The sequence below is a fragment of the Amycolatopsis lexingtonensis genome, from assembly GCF_014873755.1.
Classification (GTDB): Bacteria; Actinomycetota; Actinomycetes; order Mycobacteriales; family Pseudonocardiaceae; genus Amycolatopsis; species Amycolatopsis lexingtonensis.
In genome coordinates this window covers 5,441,989-5,455,860 of sequence record NZ_JADBEG010000001.1, presented here as the reverse complement: position 1 = coordinate 5,455,860, position 13,872 = coordinate 5,441,989, and the positions used below count along the sequence as shown (strand labels likewise).

Annotated in this window: 11 protein-coding genes; 5 read left to right on the top strand and 6 right to left on the bottom strand. The window is 72.2% G+C overall.

Translation table 11 applies throughout. The features are described from left to right. The first annotated feature begins 7 nt into the window (after positions 1 to 7). The 4 genes from H4696_RS50885 to H4696_RS24480 all read left to right on the top strand — a co-directional run bounded on the left by H4696_RS50885 (position 8) and on the right by H4696_RS24480 (position 7,588). Positions 8 to 2,365: a caspase, EACC1-associated type gene (locus tag H4696_RS50885; RefSeq protein WP_169734931.1), complete on the top strand. Its 2,358-nt coding sequence runs from the start codon at positions 8 to 10 to the stop codon at positions 2,363 to 2,365. Positions 2,366 to 2,408: 43 nt separating this feature from the next. Further along, positions 2,409 to 3,296 carry a S8 family peptidase gene (locus H4696_RS24490; RefSeq protein ID WP_192783066.1) on the top strand — a complete coding sequence of 296 codons (888 nt, stop codon included), beginning with the start codon at positions 2,409 to 2,411 and terminating at the stop codon, positions 3,294 to 3,296. Positions 3,297 to 3,428: 132 nt separating this feature from the next. Continuing rightward, positions 3,429 to 6,806 carry a pyruvate carboxylase gene (locus tag H4696_RS24485; protein WP_192782510.1) on the top strand — a complete coding sequence of 1,126 codons (3,378 nt, stop codon included), beginning with the start codon at positions 3,429 to 3,431 and terminating at the stop codon, positions 6,804 to 6,806. Beyond that, on the top strand, positions 6,803 to 7,588 hold the full coding sequence (locus tag H4696_RS24480) for an arginase family protein (protein ID WP_086865562.1): 786 nt from the start codon (positions 6,803 to 6,805) through the stop codon (positions 7,586 to 7,588). Before H4696_RS24485 ends, H4696_RS24480 begins: the two co-directional genes overlap by 4 nt. Positions 7,589 to 7,650: 62 nt before the next feature. Here H4696_RS24480 and H4696_RS24475 read toward each other — a convergent pair whose 3' ends face one another. Together H4696_RS24475 and H4696_RS24470 are read right to left on the bottom strand one after the other, a co-directional pair. After that, entirely contained in the window at positions 7,651 to 8,013 is a 363-nt protein-coding gene (locus H4696_RS24475) for a GntR family transcriptional regulator (RefSeq protein WP_086865561.1), read from the bottom strand. After that, positions 8,010 to 8,705, bottom strand: a complete 696-nt coding sequence (locus H4696_RS24470) for a hypothetical protein (protein WP_086865560.1) — start codon at positions 8,703 to 8,705, stop codon at positions 8,010 to 8,012. Before H4696_RS24470 ends, H4696_RS24475 begins: the two co-directional genes overlap by 4 nt. Before the next feature lie 305 nt (positions 8,706 to 9,010). On the opposite strand from H4696_RS24470, the gene H4696_RS24465 reads away from it, so the two are divergent. Continuing rightward, positions 9,011 to 10,288 (top strand): PucR family transcriptional regulator, encoded by a 1,278-nt coding sequence (locus H4696_RS24465; protein ID WP_086865559.1) that lies wholly within the window; start codon positions 9,011 to 9,013, stop codon positions 10,286 to 10,288. A gap of 103 nt (positions 10,289 to 10,391) precedes the next feature. Here the strand turns inward: H4696_RS24465 and H4696_RS24460 are convergent, their stop codons facing one another. The 4 genes from H4696_RS24460 to H4696_RS24445 form a co-directional block, all read right to left on the bottom strand. After that, entirely contained in the window at positions 10,392 to 10,964 is a 573-nt protein-coding gene (locus tag H4696_RS24460; RefSeq protein ID WP_086865558.1) for a DUF6801 domain-containing protein, read from the bottom strand. Beyond that, positions 10,961 to 11,527 (bottom strand): hypothetical protein, encoded by a 567-nt coding sequence (locus tag H4696_RS24455; protein WP_225955795.1) that lies wholly within the window; start codon positions 11,525 to 11,527, stop codon positions 10,961 to 10,963. Before H4696_RS24455 ends, H4696_RS24460 begins: the two co-directional genes overlap by 4 nt. 9 nt (positions 11,528 to 11,536) lie before the next feature. Then, positions 11,537 to 12,940: a DUF6801 domain-containing protein gene (locus tag H4696_RS24450; RefSeq protein ID WP_086865557.1), complete on the bottom strand. Its 1,404-nt coding sequence runs from the start codon at positions 12,938 to 12,940 to the stop codon at positions 11,537 to 11,539. A 73-nt stretch (positions 12,941 to 13,013) separates the two neighbouring features. Next, the gene (locus H4696_RS24445; RefSeq protein ID WP_086865556.1) at positions 13,014 to 13,652 is read right to left on the bottom strand and encodes a DUF6801 domain-containing protein; all 639 of its coding nucleotides are present in this window, start codon (positions 13,650 to 13,652) and stop codon (positions 13,014 to 13,016) included. Positions 13,653 to 13,872: the final 220 nt, after the last annotated feature.

Here is a 13,872-nt window from a genome sequence, read left to right as displayed (position 1 = left end):
TACCGGTATGGCCGGGCGGAGGCGGGCGTTGATCGTCGCCAACGGCGAGTACGACAACGCGGGTTTGCAGCGCCTGGGCTCACCCGCGGCGGACGCCGACGCCCTGGCCGGGGTGCTGGCCGACCGGACCATCAGCGACTTCGACGTCCGCGTGGTCCGCAACGAAACCGCGCACGTGGTCCAGGCGGAGATCGAGGACCTGTGCGCCGAGGGCCGCCCGGACGACGTCCTGCTGCTGCACTTTTCCTGCCACGGCTTGAAAGACGACTCGGGCGGCTTGTACTTCGCGGCCCGCAACACGCGCCCGGACCGCCTGCGCTCGACTGCGGTGCCCGCGCACTTCGTCCAGCAGTGCATCCGCCAGAGCCGCTCGCGCAGCATCGTGCTGCTGCTGGACTGCTGCTACGGCGGGGCGTTCGGCCAGGGCGTGGCGGTCCGCGCGTCGGGCGACGCGAACGTCCTGGACAGCTTCCGCGGCGGCCGCGGCCGGGCGGTGATCACGGCGTCGAACTCGATCGAGTACGCCTTCGAGGGCGCCCGCCTGGCCTCGGACGAGCCGGCGCGGCCATCGGTGTTCACGTCGGCGCTGGTGGAGGGCCTGCGGACGGGCGAGGCCGACCGCGACGAGGACGGCTGGATCGCGCTGGGGGAGCTGTACGAGTACCTGTTCGACCGGGTCCGCGAGCGCAACCCGAAGCAGACGCCCAGTCGCGACATCGAGATGCAGGGCGAGCTGTACCTGGCGAAGAGCCGGCGCCGCCGCATCAAGCCGTCCCCGATCCCACCGGACCTGGCGGCGGCGATCGCGGCGGATAACCCGTTCACGAGGCTGGGCGCGGTGGCGGAGCTGCGCCGCCGCCTGTCGAGCGACAACCTGCCGGTGGCGATGGGCGCGTTCGAGGCCCTTCGGTCGATGGCGGCCACGGACATCGAGCACATCGCTGCTGCGGCTTCGGACGCGTTGGGCGATGTGGTGGTGCGGGTGGACGCGCCGGAGGTGCGGTTGTCGGCCCCGGCGGGGGAGGTGGCTTCGGCTTCCGTGCGAGCGTTGGGGCCGCCGGTGGCGCGGGAGGTGCGGTTCGAGGCTTCGCACCCGTGGATCGCGGTCGTGGAGTCGGCGGGTGGGGCGGAGCTGACGGTGACGGCGGGCGAGACGGGGACCCGGCGGGGGAAGGTGGTGGTGAGCGGGCCCACCGGGGATGTGGTGGTGGGGGTGGAGATCGAGGCGATCCCGGCGCCCGCGCCGGACCCCGCACCCGCGCCGGACCCCGCACCGGCGCCAGACTCCGCACCCGCGCCGAGCCCCGCGCTCGCACCGGAACCTTCGCCCGTCTCCACGCCCGCACCCGAGCCAGTCGCCGCCGAGCCCGAAAGCGCGCCTGCCCGTGAGCCTGCGCCGGAGCCCGCACCGGAATCGGCTGCGCCGGCCACCGCTCCCGGGGCTCCGGTGGAGGCCGAACCCGAAGCCGCACCCGACCCCACCAAGCGCCCCAATGTGGCCTTCGGTGCGTCAGACGCACCGAAGGCCACATTGGGTGCGTCAGACGCAACCAAGGCCACATTGGGGCGCACTCCCGGACCCGAAGCGCAGCCAGTCGATCCGGTCGGCGGCTTCGGCGGGATCGCCGCGATCACCGGCGCCGTCCTCGCCGTCATCGGGCTCGGGCTCGCCTACCGCTACGGCGAACCCCTCACCTACTACCGCCCCGGCATGGAAACCTACGTCGGGATCGTCGCCGCGTGCGCCCTCCTCTCCGGCATCCTGACCCTCGCCCCGCGGACCCGAACCCGGACCGGCCCCGCGCTCTTGCTCGGCACCGGGCTGGCCGCGCTCTTCGGCCTCCTCCGCTTCCTCGGCGACGTCATCACCCTCAGCCAGGGTGGCGACGCCGAACTCGGTGCCGGCTTCACCTTCCTCCTCCTCGCGCACCTCGCCTGGACGGCCGCCCTGGTCTGCGCGCCGATCGTGCTGCGCCGCAACGCCAGCGACCGCCGGGTGCGCGGCTGGCCGGCGTGGGCCGCGGCCGGGCTGGGTGTCGTCCTCGCCGCCGCTTGGCTGACGCAGCTGGCCGAGCTCGCCGAGCACAGCGACAGCGAGGCCGAACGCGCCGCCGCCTATTTCGTGCTCGGTGCGCTGCTGGCCCTGCTCGTCCCCGTCGTCGCGGTGACGCTGCCCGGCGCCGGGTGGGCCGTGCTGGCCACCGGGACCGCCGGGCTGGCCGGCGTCCTCGCGCCGACGTTCGTGGCCGTCGTGGAGCACTCGACCGTCGCCGGGCAGGTGATCGCGTCCGGCGCCGTGCTGCTGCTCGCGATCGACGTCGTGGTCCTGGCCCGGCGGAATCAGCCGATCGAGGGACAGCCCTGAGTTGTCGCGGCCGCACCGCCGGGGTACCACGACGATCATGAAGATGCTTCTCGCGGCCGTGGCCACCGTCCTCGCCGGGCCGGCAGCGGCCGTCGGGGTGCAGCCCGATCCGCCCAGCTGGGGGCTGGACCGGATCGACCAGCGCACCGGCCTGGACCACGCCTACCACTACGCGAGCGACGGCTCGGGCGTCACGATCTACGTGATCGACACCGGCGTCGACGCGAACCACCCCGACTTCCAGGGCCGCGTCGCGCCCGGGCGGGACTTCCTGAACGGCGGCGCCGACACCGCGGACACCAATGGCCACGGCACCCGCCTCGCCGGGATCGCCGCGGGCAAGGACTACGGCGTCGCGAAGGGCGCGCAGATCGTGCCGGTGCGGGTGCTCGACAAGGACGGCGGCGGCGCGACCGACCAGATCATCGCCGGCATCGACTGGGTCGCGCAGAACGCCCAGCAGCCCGCGGTCGCCGTCCTCGGCATCGGCGGGGTGCCGAACGACCAGCTCGACGCCGCGGTGAAGCGGCTGGCCGCGGTGGTCCCGATCGCGGTCCCGGCGGGCAGCGAGACGGCCGACGCGAGCGGGTTCTCCCCGGGCCGGGTCACCGAGGCGCTCACGGTCGGGGCCACCGACACGCAGGACCACCCCGACAAGGCGTCCAACTTCGGCCAGGACGTCGACCTCTACGCCCCGGGCGTCGACGTCCCCGGCCCGATCGCGGGCGGCACCGGCGCCGGGCCCGAATCGGGGACGTCGATGGCGGCCGCGTTCGCCGCCGGCGTGGCGGCGCTCTACCGCGCCCAGCACCCGGAAATGGCCCCCGCGCAGGTGGACCAAGCGCTTGTTCAGGCCGCGACGACGGACGTGCTCAAGGGCGTCCCGGACGGCACGGCCAACCGGCTGCTTTACGCGCCGCCGGGAACCTGAGAAGCTGCCCAACCGGCGGCCCGGCGAATCTTCCACGCGCATGATGTCCATCACCTGGTATGGAACTCCCGCAGAGCGGGAAGAACCGGGTAACGTGCGTTGACTTACCGATCCATACGGGAAGGACCGGGCATGTTCCGCAAGGTGCTGGTGGCCAACCGCGGGGAGATCGCGATCCGAGCGTTCCGCGCCGGCTACGAACTGGGCGCGGGGACCGTCGCCGTGTTTCCGCACGAAGACCGCAACTCCCTGCACCGGCTGAAGGCCGACGAGGCGTACGAGATCGGGGAACCCGGTCACCCCGTGCGCGCCTACCTCTCGGTCGACGAGATCGTCGCCGCGGCGAAGAAGGCCGGGGCCGACGCCGTCTACCCCGGTTACGGCTTCCTCTCGGAGAACCCCGACCTCGCGCGCGCGTGCGAGGAAGCGGGCATCACCTTCGTCGGGCCGAGCGCCGAGATCCTCGAACTCACCGGCAACAAGGCCCGCGCGGTCAAGGCCGCGCGCGAGGCCGGCGTGCCCGTGCTCGGGTCGTCCGACCCCTCCAGCGACGTCGACGCGCTGGTCGCGGCCGCCGAAGAGCTGGGCTTCCCGGTGTTCGTCAAGGCCGTCGCCGGCGGTGGCGGGCGCGGCATGCGCCGCGTCGAGGACCCCGCCGTGCTGCGCGAGTCCATCGAGGCCGCCGCGCGCGAGGCCGAGTCCGCCTTCGGTGACCCGACCGTCTTCCTGGAGAAGGCCGTCGTCGAGCCGCGGCACATCGAGGTGCAGATCCTCGCCGACGGCGCGGGCAACATCATCCACCTCTACGAGCGCGACTGCTCGGTGCAGCGGCGCCACCAGAAGGTCGTCGAGCTGGCCCCGGCGCCGAACCTCGACCCGGAGCTGCGCGACCGGATCTGCGCGGACGCCGTCAAGTTCGCGAAGCAGATCGGCTACCGCAACGCCGGCACCGTCGAGTTCCTGCTCGACAAGCAGGGCAACCACGTCTTCATCGAGATGAACCCGCGCATCCAGGTCGAGCACACGGTCACCGAAGAGGTCACCGACGTCGACCTCGTGCAGTCGCAGCTGCGGATCGCCTCCGGCGAGACCCTCGACGACCTCGGCCTGAGCCAGGACAAGATCTACCTGCGCGGCGCCGCGCTGCAGTGCCGCATCACCACCGAGGACCCGGCCAACGGCTTCCGCCCGGACACCGGGATGATCTCCGCCTACCGCTCGCCGGGCGGCTCCGGCATCCGGCTCGACGGCGGCACCGCCTTCTCCGGCACCGAGATCAGCGCCCACTTCGACTCGCTGCTGGTGAAGCTCACCTGCCGTGGCCGCGACTTCAAGACCGCCGTCGGCCGCGCGCGCCGCGCGGTCGCGGAGTTCCGGATCCGCGGTGTCGCGACGAACATCCCGTTCCTGCAAGCGGTTCTCGACGACGAAGACTTCCGCGCCGGGCGCGTGACGACGTCGTTCATCGAGGAGCGCCCGCAGCTGCTCACCGCGCGGCAGTCCGCCGACCGCGGCACGCGGCTGCTGACCTACCTCGCCGACCAGACGGTCAACAAGCCGCACGGCGAGCGCCCGAGGACGCCGGACGCCACGGTCAAGCTGCCGAAGCTGCCGAAGGACGCCCAGCCGGCACCGGGGTCGAAGCAGAAGCTCGCCGAGCTGGGCCCGGCCGGGTTCGCGCGCTGGCTGCGGGAGTCGCCGCACATCGGTGTCACCGACACGACGTTCCGCGACGCGCACCAGTCGCTGCTCGCCACCCGCGTCCGCACCAAGGACCTCCTGGCGGTGGCGCCGGTCGTCGCGAACACGCTGCCGGAACTGCTGTCGCTGGAGTGCTGGGGCGGCGCGACCTACGACGTCGCGCTGCGCTTCCTCGCCGAGGACCCGTGGGAGCGCCTCGCCGCGCTGCGCGAAGCCGTGCCGAACATCTGCCTCCAGATGCTGCTGCGCGGGCGCAACACCGTCGGGTACACGCCGTACCCGACCGAGGTCACGAACGCCTTCGTCGAAGAGGCCACGAAGACCGGCATCGACATCTTCCGGATCTTCGACGCGCTCAACGACGTCGAGCAGATGCGCCCGGCCATCGAAGCCGTGCGCGAGACCGGGTCCGCGGTCGCCGAGGTGGCGCTCTGCTACACCTCGGACCTGTCCGACCCGGGCGAGAAGCTCTACACGCTCGACTACTACCTCAAGCTGGCCGAGCAGATCGTCGGCGCCGGGGCGCACGTCCTGGCGATCAAGGACATGGCCGGGCTGCTGCGCGCGCCCGCGGCGACCAAGCTGGTCACCGCGCTGCGCAAGGAGTTCGACCTGCCGGTGCACATCCACACCCACGACACCGCGGGCGGCCAGCTGGCCACCTACCTCGCGGCGATCAACGCGGGCGCGGACGCCGTCGACGGCGCGGTCTCGTCGATGGCGGGCACGACGTCGCAGCCGTCGCTGTCGTCGATCGTGGCGGCCACCGACCACTCCGCCCGCACCACCGGGCTCGACCTGCGGGCGATCGGGGACCTGGAGCCGTACTGGGAGAGCGTGCGCAAGATCTACGCGCCGTTCGAGGCCGGCCTGGCGTCGCCGACCGGGCGCGTCTACGACCACGAGATCCCCGGCGGGCAGCTGTCGAACCTGCGCACGCAGGCCATCGCGCTGGGCCTGGGCGACCGGTTCGAGGACATCGAGGCGATGTACGCCGCGGCCGACAAGATCCTCGGCCACCTGGTGAAGGTGACGCCGTCGTCCAAGGTCGTCGGCGACCTCGCGCTGCACCTGGTCGGCGCGGGCGTCTCCCCGGCCGACTTCGAGGCCGAGCCGAACAAGTTCGACATCCCCGACTCGGTGATCGGCTTCCTGCGCGGCGAGCTGGGCGACCCGCCCGGCGGCTGGCCGGAGCCGTTCCGCACCAAGGCCCTCGAGGGCCGCGCGGCGGCCAAGCCGGTCGTCGAACTGTCCGAAGAGGACCGTACGGCGCTTTCGGAGCACCCGCGCCGGACGCTCAACCGGCTGCTGTTCCCCGGCCCGACGAAGGAGTTCGAGGCGCACCGCGAGGCCTACGGCGACACGTCGGTCCTGCCCAGCAAGGACTTCTTCTACGGCCTGCGTCCGGGCGAGGAGTACCCGGTCGACCTCGAGCCGGGCGTCCGGCTGCTCATCGAGCTGGAGGCGATCGGCGAGGCCGACGAGCGCGGCGTGCGCACGGTGATGTCGACGCTGAACGGCCAGCTGCGGCCGATCCAGATCCGCGACCGCTCGATCGCCTCGGACATCCCGGCGACCGAGAAGGCGGAGAAGGGCAACCCGAAGCAGGTCGCGGCGCCGTTCGCCGGCGTGGTAACGCTGCAGGTTTCCGAGGGCGACACGGTCGAGGCCGGTGCCACGGTCGCGACGATCGAGGCCATGAAGATGGAGGCGTCGATCACCGCGTCCGCGGGCGGCAAGGTCGGCAGGCTCGCGATCAACTCCGTCCAGCAGGTCGAGGGCGGCGATCTCCTGCTCGTCCTGGAATGACGCTGATCAACGCGGTCCCGCAGCGCCAGGGCGCGGTGGGACCGCGTTCGGCGGAACTGCCGGACGGCTGCCTCGCGCTGGCGGAGCTGGCCGGGCACGTGCTCGGCCGGCCCGTCCACCACGTCCGGCAGACGCGTGAAGTGTCCGAAGTGGACCACGGGGTCGCGTCGCGGGCGGTGCTGACCGGCCCGAACCGCGCGGCCCAGCTGGCGGCTCTGGAGGCCCCGGGCGGCCCGGTCCTGACGATCGGCGGCGACTGCGGCGTCGAGCTGGTCCCGATCGGCGTGGCCCGGTTCCGGTACGGGCCGGGCCTGGGTGTCGCGTGGTTCGACGCCCACCCGGATTTGAACACGGCTTCGACGTCGCCGTCGGGCGCGTTCCACGGGATGGTGTTGCGGTCGCTGTTCGGCGAGGGCGACCCGGACTTCGCGGCCGACCCGGCGCTGGTGCCGGGGAACGTCGCGTTGCTGGGGACGCGGGTGTTCGACCCGGAGGAGCGTGCTGCCGTCTCACGCGGCTTGGCCGTCACGTCGGTGGACGCGCTGGCCGTGGAGAAGCTGTACGTCCACGTGGATCTGGACGTGCTGGACCCGGCGGAATTCCCCGGCCTGAACTACCCGGAGCCGGACGGCTGGACGATCGCCCGCCTGGTGTCCGAACTCGACGCCCTCTCCGACTACGAGGTCGTCGGCGCGGGCATCACGGAGTGCGTGGGCACCGCGCGTGAGGTGGAAGTCCTCGAGCCCGTCCTAGCCGCGATCGGCCGCCTCCTGGGCCACTGAAGTCCGTGAATGCCACATTGAGGGCCTAAGTGTCCGTGAATGTGGCATTCACGGACTTCGGCTCAGCGGTCGTGGGCGGCGCGGACGGCGTTCAGGGCCGTTTCGAGGTCGGCGCCCAGGTCACGGGCTTGGGTCAGGTACGCGGTGGCGGCGGCGAGGAGCAGCTCCGCGGGGGCCGGACGGCCGGGCGGGAGCGTCACCACCGTGCCGCGGGCGCGGGCCGTCGTCACCCAGCCCGCCGACTCCAGTTCGCGGTACGCGCGCGCCACCGTCCCCGACGCCAGGCCGAGGTCCCGCGCCAGCTGGCGGATCGGCGGCAGCCGCGTCCCCTCCGCCAGCGCCCCCGTCGTCACCGCGTGGACCACCTGGTCGTGCACCTGCCGCCAGGGTGCCAGCCCGTTTTCGGTGTCGACGACGATCTTCACGCCGCCGCCGGGAGCCGTTTCAGCGGGGCCGTCACCGCCAGGAACGCGGCGACGCCCGCCACGACCACCAGGAACGACACCAGGTTGCCGCCCGGCCAGCCGAGCGCCGTCACCGAGCCGATGCCGAGGCCGATCGCCACCCGCGCGCTGCGGCAGCGCAGCGCCAGGTCGGCCCGTGCCGCGCCGGCCGCCGGGCGGCGGATCGCCAGCGCCGTGATCGCCGCGCAGAGCACGGCCGTCCCAGCCGTGACGGCGAGGAACTTCCACTGGGCCGTCACGGCGAGGTGCGTGATCGACCCGGCGGCCGCCAGCGCGCCGAGCACGAGCACCCAGGCCGGCGCGATCGCCGTCAGCGAGCGCGGGGCCAGGTCGGCTTCCCGCCGCGGGCCGCGCGAGGGCCGCTGGGCCAGCAGCTCGGCGATCAGGCCGCCCAGCAGCAGGGTGGCCACGAGCGAGCCCGTCGTCGTGTCGTCGAACAGCGGCGGGAGCGCCAGGAACAGCCACGGGTACCAGAGCCGGCGCCGCTTGAGGTAGCGGACGGCCAGCGCGACCTCGGCCGCGTCGGGATCGGGGACGCCCCAGCGTTCGAGCAAGCGCTTACCGTGCTTCTCACCCGGCCAGAGCACGATCAGGATCGCCAGCCCGATCAGCCCGCTGAAGAGCGCGACCGCCAGTACGTTGTCCCACGGCATGCTGGACCTCCTCGCTTGTATCAACCACATGATACAAGCACACCGGGTAACCGCAGCGCAGGGCACCCGGCACGGGTTCGTCCGTTCGTACGCAAGTGAAGGTGCAGTCGGCGGGGTAATTGTCAGCGTTTCGCAGGGGTGTCCCGTGAACTTGTCACAAAACTGACAAGAAATCGGTTTCTTCTCAGGGAAGTGACACACTCGGCGTTGGTTTTTCGATGTGTCCGTTGTCACCCCGCTTCAGGTGCGGGGTCTCCCGTCGCGCGTGCGCGCGCCGGAGTCCGGGGCGGAGCGAAGGAGCTGCGATGACGGTGGAGCGCGGATTCGAACACGCTGCGCCACCGGCCGCCCTGCCCCGCAAGCTCGCGGACATCCTGCGCCCCGAGCTGGCCAGCCTCGCCGCGGAGATCGTCGACGAGATCCGCGCGACCATCCCCCCCTACGCCCGCCCGCTCGACGGGCCCTACGGCAAGTCGATCCGCGCCGGCGTCGAATACGCGATCACGTTGTTCGTCGCGCAGATCGCCGACCCGACGGTGTCGAAGGAGCAGTCCCACGAGGTGCACCACCGGCTGGGGCAGAACGAGATGCGCGAAGGCCGCAGCCTCGACACGCTGCAGTCGGCGTACCGGGTCGGCGCGCGGGTGTCGTGGCGCCGGATCATGCGCGTGGGACGGCGAAGCGGGCTCTCGTCGGCGGTGATGTCCCAGCTGGCCGACGCGATGCTGGCGTTCATGGACGAACTGGCGTCCGTCGCGCTGGACGGCTACCTGGAGGCGAAGGCGCGTACGGCGGGCGCGCTGGAAACGTGGCGCCGCAAGCTCCTCCACCTGATCCTCGAGACCCCGCCCGCCTCGCCCAAGGCGATCGCCGAGCTGGCCCAGCTGATCGGCTGGCCGGTCCCGGCCGACGCGACCCCGGTGGCGGTCTGCCCCGCGGGCGGCGTCGCCCCGGCCCGCCGCCACGCCGGGCTGGACGCGGACGTCCTCGCCGAACTCGACACCGCGGACCCGAAACTGGTGGTCCCGGGCGAACTGAGCGCCCCGCGCCTGGCGGCCCTGCAGGTGGCCCTGCCGGACTGCCGGCTGTCGATCGGGCCGTGCGTGCCGCTCACGTCGGTGGCGGATTCCCTGCGCTGGGCCCGGAACGCGCTCCAGCTGGCCGAACGCGGGGTGCTGACCCCGCGCCCGGTGCTGCGCGCCGAGGAGCACCTGGCGACGCTGCTGGTCAACTCCGACGCCGGCCTGGTCGGCACGTTGCGGCACCGCCTGTTCGCGCCGCTGGCGGACATGACGGGCAAGCAGCAGGAGCGCCTCCTGGAGACGCTGCGCGCGTGGCTGGACAGCCAGGGCAACGTGGTGGAGATCGCCGAACGCCTTGGCGTCCACCCCCAGACGGTCCGCTACCGCATGCGCCAGCTCCAGGCGACGTTCGGCGACAGCCTCCGCGACCCGGCGGCCCGCTTCGAGATGGAGCTGGCGTTGCGCGCGGGGGCGGCCCCGTTGCCGCTGCGGTACCCGGTGAGCGACCTGCTGCCGTCGCCGCGCACCGGGCACTCGCGTCCACAGTGGACGCCGAACTAGTGTCGCGCGTCGCAAGTCGTTTCACAGCCGGGCCGCATTCCCGGCGCTGTCAACAACCCTCGGACGCGCGACGCTAGCTCGTCACACGCGCTGAACGTCCCCGTCAGAAGACGGTGATCCCCGGCTGGAACGTCGTGTCGGTCACCCGCGGCGTGCACACCGACTGCATGGGCACCCACGTGTCGGTCGTCTTCTTGTGGAACTGCAGGGATTCGGTGATCGGCGAGCCCAGCCCGAACACGATCGAGCCCGGGGTGCCCGCGGTGAAGGTGACGTCGGCGGCCTGCGCGGCCAACGTGAGCGAGCCGGCGGCGGTGATCGACTGGTCGGGGTAGCTGCCCGAGATCGGCGCCGCGGCCGGGGCCGCGTTCGTCGCGGTGATCGTCGCCGCGAAGGAGCCTTGCACGCGGTCGTAGCCCGCCGCGACGAAGAGCGAGCGAACCGCCGGGCTCATGACGTGGCTCAGCTGGATGCCGGTGACGGTGAACGGATTGCCGGAAGAAACCGCGTCGGGCGCCGTGAGCGATCCCGCGAACGTCGACGTCAGCGGGGCGATGCCCGGGTACGTGCAGCTGTGGTTCAGGGTGCCGGTCTGGGCGGTCGTCGCGGCGTGGGCCGGGCCCGCGGTCAGGCCGGTGACGACGAGTGCCGCCGCCAGGGCGATGGCGGTCCTCATGAGATCACGATGCTCGGGCTGAACGCGGTGTTCTGCGCCGGGCTGGTGACCTTCAGCGTGCAGCTCGACGCCCACGGCGTCCACGTCCCGGTCGACTTCTTGTGCAGCTCGAGGGATTGGGAGATGCCCGTGCCCATCGCGAAGCCGACGGAACCCGCCCCGCCGGCGGTGAACACCTGGGGCGTACCGACGACCGAGCCGCCCGTGAACGCGTTGGCCGGGAAATCGCCCGCGAGGAACCCGGTCGACGGGGTCGCGTTGGCGACGCTGAACGTCGTGCTGAGCGAGCCGCGCACCTGGTCGTAGCCGAGCGCGTTCAGCAACGACTTCACGGCGGCCGTGTACGTCACCGTGGCGTACGGCGTGACCGTGAACGGCTGACCCGGATGGGGATCGGTGACGTCCAGCTGCGCCATCAGCGTCATGGGCTGGGGCGTGACCCCCGGGAACGTGCAGTTGTAGGTCAACATGCCCGTGCCCGTCGTGGTCGTCGCGGCGTGGGCCGTGCCCGTCGCCAGGCCGGTGACGAGCAGTGCCGCCGCTATGGCCGGTCCGATCCTCATGCGATCCCCTCAGTTCGGTTTCTTGGCCGCCGCCTTCTTCGCCGCGGCGGAGCCCTGCGGAGGCCCCGTCGAGCCGTCCGGGCACTGGGTGTGGTCCGGGTCGGTGCAGACGACCAGGTTGTACGTGTCGACGAACGCCTGGTTGCCCCCGCCCGAGCTCATCCCGGACAGCAGCGGGTTCAGGTCCTGGCCGGCGGCGCCGCAGCCGGTGAACTCCGGGAGGTCGAAGCCCTTCTTCTCGTCCGTCCGGATGTGGCCGACGCCGAACGCCTCGTACGGGCCGCTCAGCGTGAGGGTCACGTCGTCCTTCGTCACGCACTCGGGCCCGAGGTCGAGCGGGACGCCGTTGACCTTCGCGTGGCTCAGCCGGGCCCGCACCTTCAGCGTCGTGTTCAGGAAGGTGGCCCCGGTGTCCGGGTCGCTGGTGATCTTGCCGGCGAACTCGATGATCTTGCTGTTCCGGTAGTCGACGGGCAGGAACTCGACGGTCGCGGTCACCGGCACGAACCCGAAGCCGAGGAACGTGGCGGTCGCCGGGGCGAACGTCGTCGAGCCGGTCACCCGTGAGCTGCCGTCGATCAGGTTGAGGATGAACAACCCGTTGAACAGGAACGCGGGGTCGGCGGTGACGGTCGCGCCGAGCTTCCGGACCGTCGACTTCGTCTGGATCGTGACCAGGCTCAGCGGGACGGCGAACTCGTCTTCGGTCGGCGGGTCGCCCGGGTCGGGCTCGGCCGCGTTCGCGGTCTGCTGCTTCGCCTTCGCGCCCGGCGTCACCTTCGGCAGGACGAGCACCTTGCCCAGCGTCGTCTGCTGCTCGGGGTCCAGCGCGCACGCGACCGGCTTCGCGGCCGGCTCGGCGGGCGGCGGGACGGCGGCGAGCGCGAGCGACGGCGCGGTGACGTCGAAGGTGACGGCGCCGACGGTGTTCAGCGCGATCTCGGGCACGGTGCCGGCCGCGGTCAGCGTGACGTCGCCGGTTTCCGGCAGCGGGGTGGCCGGCACGGTGAGGGTGACCGGGACCTTGTCCGCGCGGTCGTCCTTGTGCACGTTGAGATCGAGCTGCACTTCGCCGGCCAGCGAGCCGGCGGTGGCGCCGGCCGGGAGGTACGACAGCGCGACGTCGCGGGGGAGCGTGAGCTTCGCGGAGAACGCGCCGAGGGCCAGGGAAGTCCCGGTCCGCGCCTGGGCTGGCAGCGTGGCCGACGTTTCGACGGTGAGCGCGCGGGCGCCGGGCGGGTCGGCGAACGGGCACGTCACCGACACCGACGTCGCCGCCTTGGTGTCCGGTGGGACGGCGGGCGCGGGGGCGGCCGAGCCGACTCCCGTCAGCGCGCCGTTCACCGCGGACAGCAGGCCGACGCCTGCCAGTGCGGAGAGGGTGAGGGTGCGGGGCCGGACTCGACGTGGCATCGGTTTCCCTGGGTGCGTGCGGAAGCGGCGGGGTGGTCCCGGTGCGGGCGGGTGCCCGCACCGGGAAACCCGGTCAGGAAACGGTGATGCTCGGGCTGAACGCGGTGTTCTGCGCCGGGCTGGTCACCTTGAGGGTGCAGTTCATCGTCCACGCCGACCAGGTGTTGGTCGACTTCTTGTGGAACTCCAGGTTCGCCGACAGCCCGCTCGTCAGCGACAGGGTGGCGGTGCCCGCCGTGGCCGGCGCGGTCCAGCTCGGGATGCTGGAGCCCGAGTCCTGCGAAATGACCACCGTGATCGCCCCGCCGGTCGGGTAGATCACCTCCGGGATGTTCAGCCCGGTGGCCGACGGCTGCGACAGCGTGCCCGACGACGCCGTCACCGGCACCGTCGCCTTGCCCCGGATGCCGTCGTAGCCGACCGCGGTCAGCAGCGAGTGGACGGTCGAGCTGATCGTCGCCGAGCCGCCGACGTTGCTCGGCGTGACAGTGGTGCCGACGCCGACGACGTCCGGCGCGTCGAGGTGCGCGGTGATCGCGACCGGCTGCGGCGAGATGCCGGGGAAGGTGCAGTTGTAGGTGATGCCCGCCGTGCCCCCGGCGGCGTAGGTGACGGTGGCGGCGGCCGCGGTACCCGCGGTCAGCACCGCGATGGCGCCGATGGCGGTCGCGGTCGTGGCGATACCGGCGGACAGTCTGCTGAGTCGGGACATGCCTGTCATCTCCTTTGATTCAGTTCAGTCTCGGCTTTGGCTGATCGATTGCCCGCTGCCGTTGATCCCCCATCGCTTCACCCGCCCCGATTGCCCCGGGCGGCGGGACGCGATTCACCGGCGTGCGAGGTGGAGGTCCATCTGCCGAAATCGAGGCTACTCGCCAGTTCACTACGGAACAAGACTTCTGGACCCCCACGGGTGAGCCGCCGGAGTGCTT